This is a genomic window from Nocardia sienata NBRC 100364 (assembly GCF_001613205.1).
GTDB lineage: Bacteria > Actinomycetota > Actinomycetes > Mycobacteriales > Mycobacteriaceae > Nocardia > Nocardia sienata.
Window position 1 is genome coordinate 182,457 of sequence record NZ_BDBX01000005.1, and the last position, 16,109, is coordinate 198,565.

Consider the following 16,109-nt stretch of genomic DNA (forward strand, 5'->3'; position numbering starts at 1 on the left):
CGCGCCGTCGAGTACAACTGAAGTGAATCCAGTTCAATAACGGACAACGAAAGAGGCCCTCGATGGTTGACACCGACCACATCGTCCTGGAGAAAGACGGCGAGATCGCCCGCGTCTGGCTCAACCGCCCGCACAAGAAGAACGCGGTCACCGTGGAGCTGCTGCACCGGCTCGACGAGATCATCGTCGAGGTCGACAACGACCCCGAGCTGAAGGTCCTCGTACTGCGCGGCCGGGCCAACACCTTCTGCTCGGGTTTCGACCTGGACGAACTGCGGGAGAACTACGTCGGCAAGACCAACGCGATGGATGTCGCGGTGCTCTCGGCGAAGGTCTGTGACCGCCTGTACTCGATGAACACTCCGTCGGTGGCGGTGCTGGAGGGCTACGTCACCGCGGGCGGTTTCGAGCTGATGATCTCCTGCGATTTCGCGGTCGCCGCCGATGATGCCAAGATCGGCGATTTCCACATCCGGCGCGCGCTCTTCGGTGGCGCGGGCCCGATCTACCGCCTGCCCCGCATGATCGGCATCCGCAAGACCAAGGAGCTGATGCTCACCGGCAAACTGCTCTCCGGCACAGAGGCAGCGGCCTTCGACCTGATCAATGCCTCCGCCCCGGCGGGCGAACTCGACGCCCTGGTGGCCGACTTCATCGCGCCGATCATCGACAAGAGCCCGTTCGCCATGAAGCTCACCAAGATGACCATCGATCGCGGTCTGGACGCCGATATCCAGTCGCTGATGGTGATGGAGCACCTGGCGGTCGGCAACGCCCTGCAGTCCGAGGATGCGCGCGAAGGCGTCAACGCCTTCCTCGAGAAGCGCGAACCCAAGTGGGTCGGTCGCTGACCCGGCCAGGCACATCGACCATCGGAAGGAACGACATGGGCGAGCAGGTGAAACCCGTACTGGAAGGTAGTAGGTGCCGGGTGTGCGGCACGGTCGGCTACCCGGCGAGCGCGATCTGCGCACGCTGTGCCCGGCCGACCGCCGACCCACTGCCCCTCGGCGACGAAGGGGTGGTCTGGGCCTACACCGTTCAGCGGTTCCCACCGAAATCGCCGCCGTATGTCGTTCCCGCCGAGGGATTCACGCCGTACGCGGTCGGCTATGTCGAACTCCCCGAGGGGATCAAGATCGAGGCGATTCTCGACTGCGACGAGTTCACCGCCCTGGACCGGGCGCCGGTGCGACTGGTCGCGGTCACACCGGTCCCCCGGTTCGCCACCACTACCACCCAGCAGAGCGAGGACCGGTGACCGATCAGGTTTCCATCATCGGGAGCGGACTGTCGCGTTTCGGCCGCCGGCCCGGTGTCAGTGGGCGGCAGATGGCGGTCGAGGCGATCACCGCCGCGGTGGCCGACGCCGGACTGGCCTGGCCCGACATCCAGGTCGCGTTCGGCGGCAGCGACGGTTCGGGACTGGCCGACACCCTGGTCGCCGAGCTCGGTTTCACCGGTATCCCGTTCACCAATGTCAAGAACGGCTGCGCGACGGGCGGCAGCGCGCTGTTCTCCGCGGTCAACGCGGTGCGGTCCGGCGCCGCCGAGATCGCGCTCGCGGTCGGCTTCGACAAACATCCGCGCGGGGCGTTCGACCCCGACCCCACCGACTGGGGTCTGCCCGAGGGGTACGGCACGGCCGGACTCATGGTGACCACCCAGTTCTTCGGCGCCAAGATCGGCCGCTATATGCGCGAGCACAATATTTCCGCGGCGACGCTGGCGAAGGTCGCCGAGAAGGCCTACCGCAACGGCAGCCGCAATCCCAATGCCTGGCGGCGGGAGCCGATCTCGGCAGCGCAGATCGCCGCGGCGGAGATGGTGAACGATCCGCTCACCAAGTTCATGTTCTGCTCCCCCGGCGAAGGGGGCGCGGCCGTGGTCGTCGCGAGCGAGGCCGCCGTGCGCCGGCTCGGCGGGCGCCCGGTGCGGTTGCGGGCGATCAGCCATCGCACCCGGCGCTTCGGATCCTTCGAGGTGTTCAGCCCCGCGGTCCAGGGCACCGGGGAACCCACCAGCGTCAGTACCGATGCCGCCACCGCGGCCTTCGAGCAGGCCGGGATCGGACCGGGCGAGATCGACGTCGCCCAGCTCCAGGACACCGAGAGCGGCGCGGAGATCATGCATATGGCCGAATGCGGGTTCTGCGAGCACGGCGCGCAGGAGGAGCTGATCGCCGCCGGCGCCACCGAGATCGGCGGCCGGCTGCCGATCAACACCGACGGCGGCTGTATCGCCAACGGTGAACCCATCGGCGCCTCCGGGCTGCGGCAGGTCCACGAGATCGTCACCCAACTGCGGGGCGAGGCGGGCGAACGGCAGGTGCCGGGCGGCCCGCGCACCGGTTTCACACACGTCTACGGCGCCCCCGGAATCAGCGCCTGCACGGTCCTTTCGGTCTGAGGGCGAGGGAGAACAGTGAGTACACAGACACTTCCGGATCTCGCCGAGTTCACCGAATCGGCTCGGGACTGGTTGTGCGGGGTCGCCGCGCCCCGTACCGAAGCCGCCTGGGGTCACGGTGACGATTCGGTCGCCGTATTCGAGAACTGGACCGCCGCGGAGGAACGCCGGCACACCGACGCGATCCGCGACTACGAGCGCACCAAATTCGATGCGGGCTGGGGGGCGCTGAACTGGGCCCCGGAATACGGTGGACGTGGGCTGCCGATGTCCTATGTGCTCGCGTTCCGGCGTGCCGAAGCGGAGTTCGAGGTACCGCGGCGGACCGAGATGTTCTCGGTGACACAGCAATTGGTGGCGCCGACCATCGAGCAGTGGGGGACGCCGGAACAGCGGGACCGCTATGTCCGGGCCATGCTGCGTACCGATCTCATCGCCTGTCAGCTCTTCTCCGAAACCGAGGCCGGCTCCGATCTGGCCGCGGTACGGACCCGGGCCACCCGGAACGCCGACGGCGCCTGGACTCTCGACGGCCACAAGGTCTGGACCTCGGGCGCCCGCGTCGCCGACCTCGGCGTGGCGGTGTGCCGGACCGATCCGGCGGCGGCCAAGCACGCGGGGCTCACCGTATTCCTGGTCCCCATGGACGCTCCGGGTGTCACCGTGCGGCCGATCCGGCAGATGACCGGCGGCAGTTCGTTCAACGAGGTCTACCTCGACGGGGTCGTGCTCGACGACGGGCTGCGGCTCGGCCCGGTCGGCAAGGGGTGGCCGGTCGCGCTCACCGTGCTCGCCGCCGAACGCCTCGACGGGGCGACGCTGGGCCTGGCCAATGCCGACCAGGCCGTGGCACTGGCCCGCAACCTGGGCCGTGAACTGTCCGATCTGGAACGCGACCGGGTCGCCGATCTGGTGACCCGCAGCTACGTGCAGCGGGTGGCGGGTATGCGGGTCGCCGCGGCGGTGGTCGCGGACCGGGACCCGGGCCCGGAGGCCTCGGCGGGCAAGCTGCTGGCCACCGACACCATGGCGCGCACCTCCGAGGTGGTGCGGCTGCTGCTCGGCCGCGACCTGGTCGCCGATTCGGGGCGCTGGGGAACCTACGCCTGGACCGAGCACGTCCTCGGCGCGCCGGGCTACCGGATCGCCGGCGGCACCGACGAGATCCAGCACAACATCATCGCCGAGCGGGTACTCGGCCTGCCCAAGGAGCCACGCCCATGACGCTGGAGCACCGGGTGCGCGACCGGCTGGCCGCCGAGCTCGGGCACGAACTCATCACCTTCGAACGCCTGCCGGGTGGTCATTCGGGACTCACCTACCGGGCGGTGACAACCGGCGGAACCTATGTGGTGAAAGCCGTACCGGAGGGCCGCGAACCCCTCGGCCGCCACGATATGCTGCGCCAGGCCCGGATCATGCGCGCGCTGGCGCCGACCGAGGTCCCGGTGCCGCGCATAGTCGTCACCGATGAGCGCGAACCGGCCTGGTTCGCCATGGAATTCGTCGTCGGCGAATCGCTGGAACCGGTACTCGACGATCCGCCCGTGGTGCCGGATCTCGCCGCGGCCCGGATGCGCCGCGCGGCCGAGGTGCTGCCCCGGCTACACGCGGTCGCCCTCGACACGGTGCCCGGTATCGAACCCGCGCTGACTCCCGCCGACGAACTGGCCCGCTGGGCCCGCACGCTCGGTGCGGTACCGCCGGAACTGGTCACCGGTGGTGACCGTCTGCTGGAACTACTCGGGCGGCGGGTGCCGGACCCCCTGGCACCCACCCTCGTCCACGGTGACTACCGGCTCGGCAACATCATCGCCGCGGGCACCGAACCCGTCGCGCTGATCGATTGGGAGATCTGGAGCGCCGGCGACCCCCGCGTCGAGCTCGGCTGGTTCCTGGTCTTCGCCGATGGCACCAATTTTCCCGGTGTGGGCCGCACAGTCCCCGCGCTGCCGAGCGCTGCCGAACTGGTGGAGCTGTACCGCGCGGGCGGTACCGAGCTACCGGAACTGTCCTGGTTCGACGCGCTCGGCCGGCTCAAGATGGCCGCCATCATGGGCCACAACCTACTGCGGCATCGCGAAGGCCGGCACCACGACCCGGACCAGGAAAAGCTGCCCGCCACCATCGACCGCCTCATCGAGACCGGGACCTCGCTGCTCGCCGGTTGAGGTCGCCTCCCCCAGTTCAGGAGCCGCACTGTGGATTTCTCCTACTCCGCCCGCACGGCGGACCTGCTCGACACACTCGGCCGATTCATGGACGAGCACGTCTATCCGGCCGAGCCGGTCTACGACGAACAGATCGCCGCGGCGGACAATCCGCACGAACAACCGCAGATCATGCGGGAATTGCAGGCCCGGGCCCGGGAACTGGGTCTGTGGAACCTTTTCATGACCCACGACGGATTGGGCGCCGGACTCACCAATCTGGAATACGCGCCGCTCGCCGAAATGGTCGGCCGTTCCATCATCGGTAACGAGGCGATCAACTGTTCGGCGCCCGATACCGGGAATATGGAAATCCTGGCCATGTTCGGGACCGAGGAGCAGAAGGCGCAGTGGTTGCGGCCGCTGCTGGATTGTGAGATCCGGTCGGCGTTCGCGATGACCGAACCCGATGTGGCCAGTTCCGACGCCACCAATATCACCTCGACCATCCGCCGCGACGGTGACGACTACGTCATCAACGGCCGAAAATGGTATACCTCCGGAATTCTCGACCCGGATTGCAAACTCGTCATCTTCATGGGCAAATCCGATCCGGAGGCGCCGCCCTATCGCCGGCAGAGCATGATCCTGGTGCCCGCCGACGCACCCGGAGTCGAAGTACTCCGTGATCTGCCGATGTTCGGTTTCCATGACCGGCTCGGGCACGGCGAGGTGCAGTTCACCGATGTCCGGGTGCCCGCGGCGAATATGCTCGGCGCCGAAGGCGACGGCTTCGCCATCGCGCAGGGCCGGTTGGGCCCGGGCCGGATGCACTACGCCATGCGGGCCATCGGCATGGCCGAACGCGCCCTCGACCTGATGTGCCGTCGCGCGCTGGAGCGCACCGCGTTCGGTGGGCCGCTGGCCGACCGGGGCGTGGTGCGGGAGTGGATCGCCCGCAGCCGCATCGAGATCGACCAGATCCGCCTGCTGGTCCTGAAGTCGTCCTGGCTGATGGACACCAAGGGCAATGCGGCGGCGCGCTCGGAGGTCGCCGCGATCAAAGTCGCTGCCATGGAGGTGGCCCACGCGGTGGTCGACCGGGCGGTCCAGACCTTCGGCGCGGCCGGGGTCAGCAATGACACCGTGCTGGCCCGGATGCACGCGATCACCCGCGCACTGCAGATCGCCGACGGCCCCAACGAAGTACATCTGCGCACCATCGCGCGTCTGGAAGTGAAGAAGCACCGATGAGCACAACAGATCTGACCGGAAAGGTCGCGCTGGTGACCGGCGCGAGCCGCGGACTCGGGCTGGCGATCGCCCGCGGGCTACGCGATGCCGGCGCCACGGTGATCGTCTCCAGCCGCAAACTCGCGGCCTGCGAGGCGGCGGTCGCCGCGCTCGGCGCGGGCCCCGGCAGCGCCCACCCGCTGGAACTGCATGTGGGCAGATGGGACAGCATAGAGCCCGCCGTCGACCGGATCGTCGCCGAATTCGGCAGTCTCGACATCGTGGTCAACAATGCCGGGATCGCGCCGCCGGCCGAGAATCTGGCGGCGGTGACCGAGGGCCTGTGGGACAAGACCCTCGAGGTGAACCTGAAGGGCCCGTTCCGCCTGATGGCTGTCGCGGGGGCCCGGATGGCCGCCGCCGGCGGCGGCTCGATCATCAATATCTCCAGTATCGGCGCGGTCCGGCCCAGCCCGCCCGAGGCGATGTACGCCGCGGCGAAGAACGGTCTCAATGCGCTCACCATGGCGTTCGCGCAGGAATACGCGCCGTCGGTGCGGGTCAACTGTGTGATGCCCGGCGGGTTCGCGACGGATATGGCCGAGCACTGGGACGACGAGTTCGTCGGCAAGATCGTCGACCGGCTCCCCGCGGGTCGGCTGGGGCGGCCGGAGGAGATCGCCGGACTGGTCGTTCATCTGGCGAGCGATGCCGCCGGGTACACGACCGGGGCCGTGATCCCGGTCGACGGCGGCCGGACGGCGGTGTACTGAGATGAGTACGCAACCGAGCGAACCGGCTATCGCCACGTCGGCGAGCCTGTTCGACCTGAGCGGACGCGCCGCCGTGGTCACCGGTGCCTCGTCGGGCCTCGGGCTGGGCTTCGCCCGCGTGCTGGCCGGCGCGGGCGCCACCGTTTACGCGGCCGCCCGCCGGGTGGACCGGCTGACCGAACTGGCGCGAAGCGATTCCCGGATCGTGCCGGTGCCCTGTGACGTGACCCGGGACGCGGACCGTACCGCCCTGGTGGACCGCTGCTACGCGGAGTCCGGGCGCCTGGATGTCCTGGTCAACAATGCGGGCCGGCCGGGGCCGCCGCAGGCGGAGCAGGAGACCGACGCGGAGTTCCACGCGATCCTGGAGTTGAACCTGCTCGCCGGTTTCCACCTCGCCACCTACGCCGCGACCCGGCTGCCCGCGGGCGAACACGCGTCCTACATCAATATCTCCTCGGTGATCGGCCTGGTCTCCACGGCTCCGATCGGCGGCGCCAGCTATGCCGCCTCCAAGTCCGGAACTTTGGGACTGACCCGGGAACTCGCCGGCCAGTGGGGCCGGCGCGGTATCCGGGTGAACGCCGTGGTGCCGGGGTGGTTCGATACCGAGATGACCGACGGCCTGTTCAGCAATGAGAAATCGGCGGGCTGGGTCCGTCGCAACACCATGCTCGGCCGCGGCGGCCGGACCGGAGAGGTGGACGGCGCGGTGTTGTTCCTCGCCTCGGACGCGTCGTCCTATATGACCGGGCAGACCCTGGTGGTCGACGGCGGCTGGACGGCACGCTGATGCTGGCCGTACAGCTCACCGCCTGGGGCGCCGAACCCGAACTCCGCGAGATCCCCACACCGCGGCCCGGCGGGGAGGAACTGCTGGTGCGGGTCGAGGCGGCCGGGCTGTGCCGCTCGGATCTGCACATCATGGATTCCGCCGCCGGCGCGTTCGGCTATCCGCTCCCGCTCACTCTCGGACACGAGGTGGCGGGCACCGTGCTCGACGCGGGCCCGGCGGCCGACCGCGGCTGGATCGGGGAAACCGTGGTGGTCCACGGGATCTGGAGTTGCGGTCGGTGCCGCAACTGCGCACGGGGGCGGGAGAACTACTGCCTGCGCCTGCGCCCGGGCCCGGACGGCCGGGGGAAGCCGATCGGTAACGGCCTCGGCCGTCCGGGCGGGCTGGCCGAGGCGATGATCGTGCCCTCGGCCCGGTACCTGGTGCCGGCGCGGGGTGTGGACCCGGTGCTCTGCGCGCCTCTGGCGGATGCCGGTCTCACCGCGTACCACGCGGTGCGGCAACACCGCGACCTGATCGATTCTGGCAGCGTATGTCTCGTGGTGGGGGTCGGCGGGCTCGGCCATCTCGCGGTCCAGATCCTGCGCGAGTTCGGTGCCGGACGCATCATCGCGATCGACAACCGGCCGGAGGCACTCGGGGTGGCCCGCCGGCTGGGCGTGGACGCGACCTTCCCCGATATCCCGTCCGCGGCCACCGGCCTGGGCGACGGCGCGGACCTGATCTTCGACTTCGCCGGCGCCCCGGACAGCGTGGGCCCGGCCGGTGCGGTGCTCGCGCCGGGCGGGCGCCTGGTGCTGGTGGGCAGCGCGGGCGGGCGGCTCGAGGTCGGTAAGGACGTCGGCCTGGCCACGGGCTGGACCGTGACGGCGCCGTTCTGGGGCCCGCGGTCGGATCTGGCCACAGTGGTCGAGCTCGCCCGCCGCGGTGCCCTGCACGTCACCGCGGAGACCTTCCCGCTCACCGAGGCGGTGGAGGTCTATCGCAGGCTGCGGTCGGGCGGGATCACCGGGCGCGCTGTCCTGGTCCCACCGGCGTGACGAGCGCATTCCGCCCCGCGGAAGCGCGGCGACGAGTAAACAGAGAGCACAGCGGCACGAGGAACGGGCGATGAGAGTACTGGCGACGGAGATGCTCGAACGGGCACGGCGGGCACCGGCGGATATCGCGGTGATCGACGAACTCGGACAGCACACCCTGAGTGAGATCGTGGCGACGGCGCACGCCCTGGCCGAGCGGATAGCGGCCCTCGACGATCGCGCCCCCACGGCGCTCATCCAGGCCGATAACACCTGGCGCACCCTGGCTGCGGCGCTCGCGGTCGGGCTGCGCGGCGGGGTGGTCGCCGTGTTCAGCCCGCACGCCACCGAATCGGAATTCCGGCTCGCGATGGAGGACATCGGGCCGGACCTGGTGATCGGTGACTCCGAGGCGCTGCGCCACTGGGACGTGCCGGAGGAGGTCTACTCCCGCCGCGATACCGCCTTCGACGAGCATCTGCTGCTGGCCCGCGCCACGCCGTTCGAATCCGTCCGGCGGTGGCACGGCGGCGGCGCGATCGCGATGACCTCCGGTTCCACCGGCCGGCCGAAATGCGTGGTTCAGTCCGAGGATGCCATTCGCTACGCGTGTCGCAGCACGATCGACGCGGTCGGACTTCGCGCCGGGGAGACCGTGGGCGCGTTCGTCCCGCTGTCCTCGGTGGCCGCGTTCTGCTTCGGTATGTACCTGCCGGCGTTCCTCGGCGCCACCATGGTCACCATCGGCCGCTGGTCCCCCGGCGCCGCGCTCACCGCGATGGCCGAGCACCGGGTCGCGTGGACCATGCTGGTGCCGACCATGGCCCTGCAACTCTCGGTGGTCGAGGGCAGTACCGGGCAGCTGTCGGCCATGCGCGCGATGACGGTGGGCGGCGGGCCGATGAACCAGCGGGCGCTGGCCGAAGCCGAACAGAAACTCGGGACCACGTTCCTGCGGGTGTTCGGTATGTCGGAGTGCCTCGGCCACACCACTCCCCGGCCCGACGATCCGCCGGAGATCCGACTGGGCCGCGACGGCCGCCCGTTCCCGGGCACCGTGGTCCGCGCGGTCGATGATAACGGTGCGGCACTGCCCGCCGGGGAGATCGGCGATGCCCAGGTGAAGGGACCTTCCCTGTTCGTCGGATACGCACGCGGGGGCGCTCCGGTGGCGCCGGCGCTCACCGGCGACGGATTCCTGCCCACCGGCGATCTGGTGGAGGTGGCCGGGGACGGTTCCATCCGGGTGATGGGCCGGCAGAAACAGATCATCATCCGCGGCGGGCGCAATATCGATATCAACGAGATGGAGGCGGCGATCGCGGCGTTACCGGGCGTGGTTCAGGTCTGCGTCGTCCCGGTCCCCGACGATCTGCTCGGTGAACGCGCGGCGGCCCTGGTGGTCACCGATACCGGTGAGCTGACCCTGCCGGCGGTGACCGCGCAGCTCGCCGCCGCGGATTTCCCGAAATTCAAATGGCCCGAATACCTGTTCACCGTCGCCGACCTCCCGCAGAATCGGGTCGGGAAATTGTCCCGGCCGGACGCTGTCCGGCTCGCCGCGCAACTCGCCGCAGCCGACTCGAGTTCATATCGGGTGGGGTAGAGTTGAAGCATCCACATCGTCGAATCCTGGGGGCACTTCACTCATGACCGTTGATACCGGAGCTCGGCGGGAGAGCCCGCGTTCCAAGCGCGGCAGCATCCTGACCGCGGCAATAGAGCAATTCGGACGAATCGGTTACGAGCATACGAAATGGGCCTCCATTGCCGACGAAGTCGGAATCGGCCAGACCGCGCTGTACCACTATTTCGAATCGAAAGCGCACTGCCTGCTGACCATCATGCGGCTGGAATTGGCCGATTCCGCCGATCGTTTCGTAGCGGCGACCGAGGGCGAGGAAAACCCGGAAAGGGCACTGCGGGCGGCGGTGGCCGCGGCATTGCGCGCCGAGCCCATCGATGCGCTGCAGCGGCGCATCCTGCAGAACCATATGGATCTGCTCGCCACACCCCGGCAGTCCGAGAAAGAGGAAGCCGAACGCCTGCGCTCGCGTGAATTGGTCCAGGAGATCGAACAGAACTGGACCGATCTCATCGCCCGCGGTATCGAGACCGGCGATTTCGCCGGTGACGATCCGCGCGTGCTGGGCCGTCTCGTACTCGCCGTGGTGATCAGCGTCTGGCGCTGGTATCGCCCGGACGGTGCGCTCGGCCTCGCCGAGATCACCGAAACGGTCACCGAGACCGCGGTGCGGATGGTGCGCGCGTAATCCCCGCCCGGCAAGAGGTCCGCCCTGCCGCACGCACTACGAAACCGAACAGAATTCAGTTAGGATACCATCATGTACAACCTCATGGTTCTGGCGTCACGCCCAAGCGATTGGACCCACGACCAGTTCATCGAGTGGTGGCGTGGCGAACACGCCGAGGTCACCTATCCCCTGCCCGGCCTGCTGCGCTGGCAGCACACCGAACTGCTCGACAGCTTCGACGAGCGGTCCGCCGGATGGGACGGGCTGTCCATCCTGAGCTTCGAATCCCGGGAGGCGCTCGACGCCGCGCTGGCGAGCCCGGAATGGAAAGCGGCCGTCCGCCATGTCGGCGCCATGCGCGGTCGCCGCATGATCTGGTACGGCGAGGAAAAAACCATGGTGCCCCTGGCCGACAGCGGCAAATGAGCGCCCACTGGGCCGAACCCGGCTGCTATCCGGTGGCCGAGGGCATCCACCGCATACCGCTGCAATTGCCGCAGGACGGATTGCGCGCGATCAATGTCTACGCCCTCGAGACAGACGACGGGCTCGTCCTGATCGACGGCGGCTGGCACCGCCCGCATACCTATGACGAACTATCCGCCGCGCTCGCGCGGATCGGCCGCTCCCCCGGCGAGATCCACGATGTCCTGGTCACCCATATCCACCGCGACCACTACACCTTCGCGGTGGAACTGCGCCGCCGGCACGGCTGCCGGGTCCATCTGGGCGCCGGGGAATCGCTGGGGCTCGACGCGGTGCGCGCGCTGGGCAGCAATGTCCCCGAGAGTTCCCTGCGGGAACTGCGCCGCGCGGGGGCGGCCGGTATCGCCGCGCGCGCGTATCTCGGCAACGCCGAGGAGCCCTTCGATCTCGCGGACTGGGAAGCGCCGGACCACTGGCTGCGACCCGGCCCGGTATCCCTCGGCGGCTATGAACTCGAGGTCCTCGAAACTCCCGGACACACCAAGGGACACACCGTCTTCCACGATCGGAGCCGCCGGCTGATCTTCACCGGCGATCATCTGCTCCCCGCCATCACCCCGTCCATCGGATTCGAACTCGGTACCTGGGAACTTCCCTTGGACAAGTTCCTGCACTCGCTGACCCTGCTACGCGACGACGACGATCGCACCATGCTGCCCGCACACGGATCCGACGGCGGCAGCGCCGGAGCACGGGCCCGCGAACTGCTGGCACATCACTACCACCGTTTCGATCAGATCCGCACCGTAGTAGGCGATTTCGCGCCGTGTACAGGCTACGAAGTCGCCCGTGCCCTGACGTGGACCCGCCGAGAACGCTCATTTGCCACCCTCGACACGTTCAACCAGATGGTCGCCACCTGCGAAACCATGGCTCATCTGGATGTCCTCGTGGCACGGAACATCCTCACCGCCGACGTTCTCGAGGGTGTGGACCTCTTCCGGCTCCCACGCTGACGGCGGCGATACCCGAGGGCCGCCACCGACCCGCATTCAGTCCGAGGTGCGCAGTGCCCGGCTCAACAACCGGAATTGGGCGGGGCCGCCGGGATTGGGGCTGGGACGAGACCTCAGGGCAATCCTGGCCGGGCGCCGAAGCACTCGTCACCAAAACCGGTCTGCACCTGCCGGAATTCGACTCCTACCGGGGTTCACCGTTCGTGACCGATGACAAACCCTAGGCGAAACCATGACACTGTCACCCAGCCGAGCGAGTCCGGCGCCCGGACGGTTCGGCGGTGCAGAGACAACTCTCGATAGTCAACAGCTCGGGCGGCCCGGGCCACTCCACCCTCATCCGGTGAAGTGGTCCGGGCCGCGGAATCAGGCGCAGGTCCATCCGCCGTCCACATAGAGTTCGGTGCCCGTCACGAAAGTGGAATCGTCGCTCGCCAGGAACGCGACCGCGGCGGCGACTTCCGTGGCATGGCCGAGCCGGCCCATGGGGGTATGGGCCAGCATCGCCCGGTGTCGCTCGGTGCCCTCGTACCGCGCGCGCAACTGCTCGGTCTCGATGAAACCCGGGTGGACCGAATTCACCCGGACCCCTTTCGTGGCCCAGTGCAGCGCGGCGTTCTTGCTCATCGTGCGGACCGCGCCCTTGGCCGCCGCATAGGCGAGACTGTTGCCGAGCCCGCCGACCGTGCCCAGGATGGAGCAGAGGTTGACGATCGAGCCGCCGCCACTGTCCTCGATCAGGGCGCCCGCGTGTTTCATACCCAGCCAGGTCCCGGTCTGGCTCACCTCGATCACCCGGTTGTAGCGCTCGAGGTCTTCGTCGACGACGGAGGCGAGGCTGCCGATGGCGCCATTGTTGACCAGCGCGTCCAGCCGTCCGTATCGCCGGCGCACCGCGGCGACGCTCTCCCGCCACTCGTCCTCGCGGGCGATATCGAGCGGCCGGGTCAGGTGCCGGTCCGGCTCGGCCAGGCCGGCGACGAGTTCGGCGCAGGCGGCCTCGCCGAGATCGGTCACCACCAGCACGGCGCCTTCCGCCGCGAGACGGCGCACGATCTCCACGCCGATCCCGCCCGTCGATCCGGTTACCAGGATGACCTTGTCCCGAAGCCTCGCGGCACCCGTTGTCATCGCGGCCCTTTCTGTTCCGGTGACGGCAGACAGCTCCGCGTCACAGTTTGTTCAGGACGTTCCGGCCGCCCACCAGCATCGCGACCGCGACACCGGCGGTGGTGACCGCGGTCATCAGCAGGGCCATGGCGGCGACCAGCGGATAGGACCCGTTCTGCCACAGATCGAACAGCAGGGTGCCCATCACCTGGGTGGTCGAGGCACGCACCAGCAGCGACGCCGCGAATTCGTGGGTCAGCAGGATGAACATCAGCGCGACGGCGCTGAGGATGGTGGGCCGCATCAGCGGCAGCATGATGCGCAGGTTCGTCACCAGCGGCGACGCGCCGCTGGTCGCCGATGCCTCACTGTATGTGTTGCCGAGCGAGAGCATCGCCGTCATCTGCATTCTGGTCGCGTACGGCAGCATCAGGACGATGTAGACCAGGATGATGACGGTTTTGGTGCCGTACAGGATGAGCGGCGGCTCGGTGTAGGTGAGCAGGAACCCGACACCGAAGATGACCGCCGGAATCCCCAGCGGCAGCGCCGTGACGAGATCGGCCAGCAGGGCGAGCACCTTGAACTGCCGTCCCCGCACCAGCAGAGTCGCCATCAGGTAGCCCATCGGTACACAGATGACCACGGCGGCCAGCGAGGTCGACACGCTGGTGAGCACCGATTCCACGATGGCGTTGTCGGCGACCAGGGTGCGGAAGTTGTCCAGCGTCAGCAGATCCCACGACAGCGAACCCGACCAGTAGGGCGTCAACGAGACGATGACCAGTCCGATCAGCGGAATGACCAGAGCGAACAGCGCGTAGACGACGATGGTGACGGTGGCCCACAGCGACCGCCCACCGGCCGGCGCGAAGGCCTTCCCGCCGTGCGTGACGAACCGCGACTGGTTGCCCAGCAGACCCTTCTGGATCAGCACCAGCACCAGCCCGAAGATCACCAGCGGGGAACCGGCCGCCGCGGCGGCGGCGAAATCCGAGGGTGATTCCGATACCCGCCGGTACATCTCGGTGGTCAGCACCTTCACGCCGTAGTTCTGGCCGAGCAGCAGCGGCCCGGTGAACTGTCCCAGCCCGAGCAGCAGGGCGATACCGCCGCCGTAGATCAGCGAGGGCCGCAGCAGTGGCAGGACGACCCGGAAGAACACGCCCACGGTCGACGATCCGCTGATCTGCGCGGCTTCGAGATGTTCGGCGCTGATGTTCTGCATTCCGGCGCTGACGAACAGATAGACGAACGAGGTCAGGCCGAAACCGGTCAGGATGATGATCCACGGCACCGTGTAGACATCGATCGGCCCGGAATCCGAACCGCTCCACCACGGTAGCTTCCGCAGCAGCACATTGAGGTACCCCGGCCCCGGGGACAGCAGGAACGCCCAGCCGACGATATTGGCCACCGCCGGCATCACGATCGGCAGGATCGGAATGATCCGCAGGAAACCGAGCCGGTCGGGCATCCGGCTCGCGGCGAAGGCCAGCAGAGTGCCGAGCACCATCGCGATCACCAGCGACCCCAGCGCCAGCGCGATGGTGGTCTGGATGGTCGAGCCGATATCGAAGCGGGTGTACTGCGCGCGATACCCGCGGGCGCCGTCCTCGAAGGCCAGCGATTGCAGCCGGATCATCGGCAGCACCACCAGATAGCCCAGGACGGCGAGCAGTGCGGCGTAGCCGAGGCGTGACCGCCACTGTGCCGGGACGGCGTACGAGCGGCCCGCGGCTGTGGACACAGTAGCCATCAGGCGTTCCCTCCCGCCGTGACGGCCACCGGCTCGGGGGCCTCGGCCGGAGTTTCGCCCGAGACCGGGAAGACCCGCAGGCTCGCGGGCGAGAAGCTGACCACCAGCGGCGCTCCCGGCCGGCTCCCGCGCAGCGCCGAACTGTGCTGGGCCGCGGGCGCCCGCAGGATCAGCTGTTCGCCGCCGGTTTCGACGGTGACATCGAAGTAGCGGCCGCCGTATTCGTAGGTGACCAGTTCGGCGTGCAGCGCCACATTGCCCAGCGGTACCTCGTCGGCCGTGGCGTGCAGCAGGACATCGTCGGGGCGCAACCGGGCCACCGCGGCATTCTTCTCGTCGGCACGCGCCCGGACCACCGCGTGGGTGAGATCTATCGGATCGCCCGCCGCGGTACTCCACCCGTCGTGGCCGCGCCGCAGCGACAACCGGTTGCTCATCCCGATGAAGGCGGCGACATAGTCCGAGACCGGGTTCTCGAATACTCGTTCCGGCGCGTCGTACTGCTCGATCCTGCCCGCCTTCATGATGGCCAGGCGGTCTCCGAGAGCGAAGGCCTCGGACTGGTCGTGGGTGACGAATACCGCGGTGAATCCGAGCTGCTGGTGCAGCCGGTGGATCTGGGTGCGTACCTGATCGCGCAGGCGGGCGTCCAGATTGCTCAGCGGTTCGTCGAAGAGCACCAGATCGGGCCGCGCCACCAGGCCGCGGGCCACCGCCACCCGCTGCTGCTGGCCACCGCTGAGCTGCGAGGGGTAGCGGTCGAGCAGTTGCGCGCAGTCGACCATCTCGGCGGCGGCCTCCACCGCGCCTCCGGCGACGGCGTCCTTCATCTTGCGCACCTTCAGCGGATAGCCGATGTTCTTGCGCACCGTCATATGCGGCCACAGCGCGTACGACTGGAAGACCATGCCGATATTGCGTTTGTGCGCGGGCACGTTCACCCGGGCCGCGGCATCGAACACCGTGTGGTCCTTGAACGCGATGGAACCGCCCTGCGGGGTCTCCAGACCCGCCAGGCACCGCAGGGTCGTGGTCTTCCCGCAGCCGCTGGGCCCGAGCAGGACCAGGAATTCACCCTCTTCGATGGTGAGATCGAGCTGATCGACGACGATATTCGCGCCGTAGGTCTTGGTGAGGCCGGAAACGGTGAATTGCGACGTCAT

The 16,109-nt window shown here is 68.5% G+C and carries 17 protein-coding genes; 14 read left to right on the forward strand and 3 right to left on the reverse strand.

Going from position 1 to position 16,109, the window contains the following annotated elements:
* The first annotated feature begins 62 nt into the window (after nt 1-62).
* The 14 genes from NS4_RS06440 to NS4_RS32020 all read left to right on the forward strand — a co-directional run bounded on the left by NS4_RS06440 (nt 63) and on the right by NS4_RS32020 (nt 12,301).
* Nucleotides 63-851, forward strand: a complete 789-nt coding sequence (locus tag NS4_RS06440; protein WP_063058564.1) for an enoyl-CoA hydratase/isomerase family protein — start codon at nt 63-65, stop codon at nt 849-851.
* A 35-nt stretch (nt 852-886) separates the two neighbouring features.
* Nucleotides 887-1,261 (forward strand): Zn-ribbon domain-containing OB-fold protein, encoded by a 375-nt coding sequence (locus NS4_RS06445; protein ID WP_063058565.1) that lies wholly within the window; start codon nt 887-889, stop codon nt 1,259-1,261.
* Nucleotides 1,258-2,409, forward strand: coding sequence for a thiolase family protein (locus tag NS4_RS06450; protein ID WP_063058566.1), 1,152 nt, complete (start codon nt 1,258-1,260; stop codon nt 2,407-2,409). Before NS4_RS06445 ends, NS4_RS06450 begins: the two co-directional genes overlap by 4 nt.
* Nucleotides 2,410-2,424: 15 nt before the next feature.
* On the forward strand, nt 2,425-3,633 hold the full coding sequence (locus tag NS4_RS06455; RefSeq protein WP_063058567.1) for an acyl-CoA dehydrogenase family protein: 1,209 nt from the start codon (nt 2,425-2,427) through the stop codon (nt 3,631-3,633).
* On the forward strand, nt 3,630-4,580 hold the full coding sequence (locus NS4_RS06460; protein ID WP_063058568.1) for a phosphotransferase family protein: 951 nt from the start codon (nt 3,630-3,632) through the stop codon (nt 4,578-4,580). Before NS4_RS06455 ends, NS4_RS06460 begins: the two co-directional genes overlap by 4 nt.
* 30 nt (nt 4,581-4,610) lie before the next feature.
* Nucleotides 4,611-5,813: an acyl-CoA dehydrogenase family protein gene (locus NS4_RS06465; RefSeq protein ID WP_063058569.1), complete on the forward strand. Its 1,203-nt coding sequence runs from the start codon at nt 4,611-4,613 to the stop codon at nt 5,811-5,813.
* Complete coding sequence (locus tag NS4_RS06470) at nt 5,810-6,565, forward strand: SDR family NAD(P)-dependent oxidoreductase (protein ID WP_063058570.1); 756 nt, start codon at nt 5,810-5,812, stop codon at nt 6,563-6,565. Before NS4_RS06465 ends, NS4_RS06470 begins: the two co-directional genes overlap by 4 nt.
* Nucleotide 6,566: 1 nt before the next feature.
* Nucleotides 6,567-7,358 (forward strand): SDR family NAD(P)-dependent oxidoreductase, encoded by a 792-nt coding sequence (locus NS4_RS06475; RefSeq protein WP_063058571.1) that lies wholly within the window; start codon nt 6,567-6,569, stop codon nt 7,356-7,358.
* Complete coding sequence (locus NS4_RS06480) at nt 7,358-8,401, forward strand: NAD(P)-dependent alcohol dehydrogenase (RefSeq protein ID WP_063058572.1); 1,044 nt, start codon at nt 7,358-7,360, stop codon at nt 8,399-8,401. Before NS4_RS06475 ends, NS4_RS06480 begins: the two co-directional genes overlap by 1 nt.
* 70 nt (nt 8,402-8,471) lie before the next feature.
* Nucleotides 8,472-9,986 carry a class I adenylate-forming enzyme family protein gene (locus tag NS4_RS06485; protein WP_063058573.1) on the forward strand — a complete coding sequence of 505 codons (1,515 nt, stop codon included), beginning with the start codon at nt 8,472-8,474 and terminating at the stop codon, nt 9,984-9,986.
* 43 nt (nt 9,987-10,029) lie between these two features.
* A complete protein-coding gene (locus NS4_RS06490; RefSeq protein WP_063058574.1) occupies nt 10,030-10,653 on the forward strand; it encodes a TetR/AcrR family transcriptional regulator in 624 nt (207 codons plus the stop codon).
* A 72-nt stretch (nt 10,654-10,725) separates the two neighbouring features.
* Entirely contained in the window at nt 10,726-11,061 is a 336-nt protein-coding gene (locus NS4_RS06495; RefSeq protein ID WP_063058575.1) for an EthD domain-containing protein, read from the forward strand.
* On the forward strand, nt 11,058-12,077 hold the full coding sequence (locus NS4_RS06500; RefSeq protein WP_063058576.1) for an MBL fold metallo-hydrolase: 1,020 nt from the start codon (nt 11,058-11,060) through the stop codon (nt 12,075-12,077). The genes NS4_RS06495 and NS4_RS06500 overlap by 4 nt, the downstream gene beginning before the upstream one ends.
* Before the next feature lie 53 nt (nt 12,078-12,130).
* Entirely contained in the window at nt 12,131-12,301 is a 171-nt protein-coding gene (locus NS4_RS32020) for a hypothetical protein (protein WP_157105918.1), read from the forward strand.
* 142 nt (nt 12,302-12,443) lie between these two features.
* Here the strand turns inward: NS4_RS32020 and NS4_RS06505 are convergent, their stop codons facing one another.
* The 3 genes from NS4_RS06505 to NS4_RS06515 are packed head-to-tail and all read right to left on the reverse strand — an operon-like array spanning nt 12,444 to nt 16,109.
* Nucleotides 12,444-13,208, reverse strand: a complete 765-nt coding sequence (locus NS4_RS06505) for an SDR family NAD(P)-dependent oxidoreductase (protein ID WP_063058577.1) — start codon at nt 13,206-13,208, stop codon at nt 12,444-12,446.
* Between the two features lie 40 nt (nt 13,209-13,248).
* A complete protein-coding gene (locus NS4_RS06510) occupies nt 13,249-14,946 on the reverse strand; it encodes an ABC transporter permease (protein ID WP_063058578.1) in 1,698 nt (565 codons plus the stop codon).
* Nucleotides 14,946-16,109, reverse strand: coding sequence for an ABC transporter ATP-binding protein (locus tag NS4_RS06515; protein WP_063058579.1), 1,164 nt, complete (start codon nt 16,107-16,109; stop codon nt 14,946-14,948). The genes NS4_RS06510 and NS4_RS06515 overlap by 1 nt, the downstream gene beginning before the upstream one ends.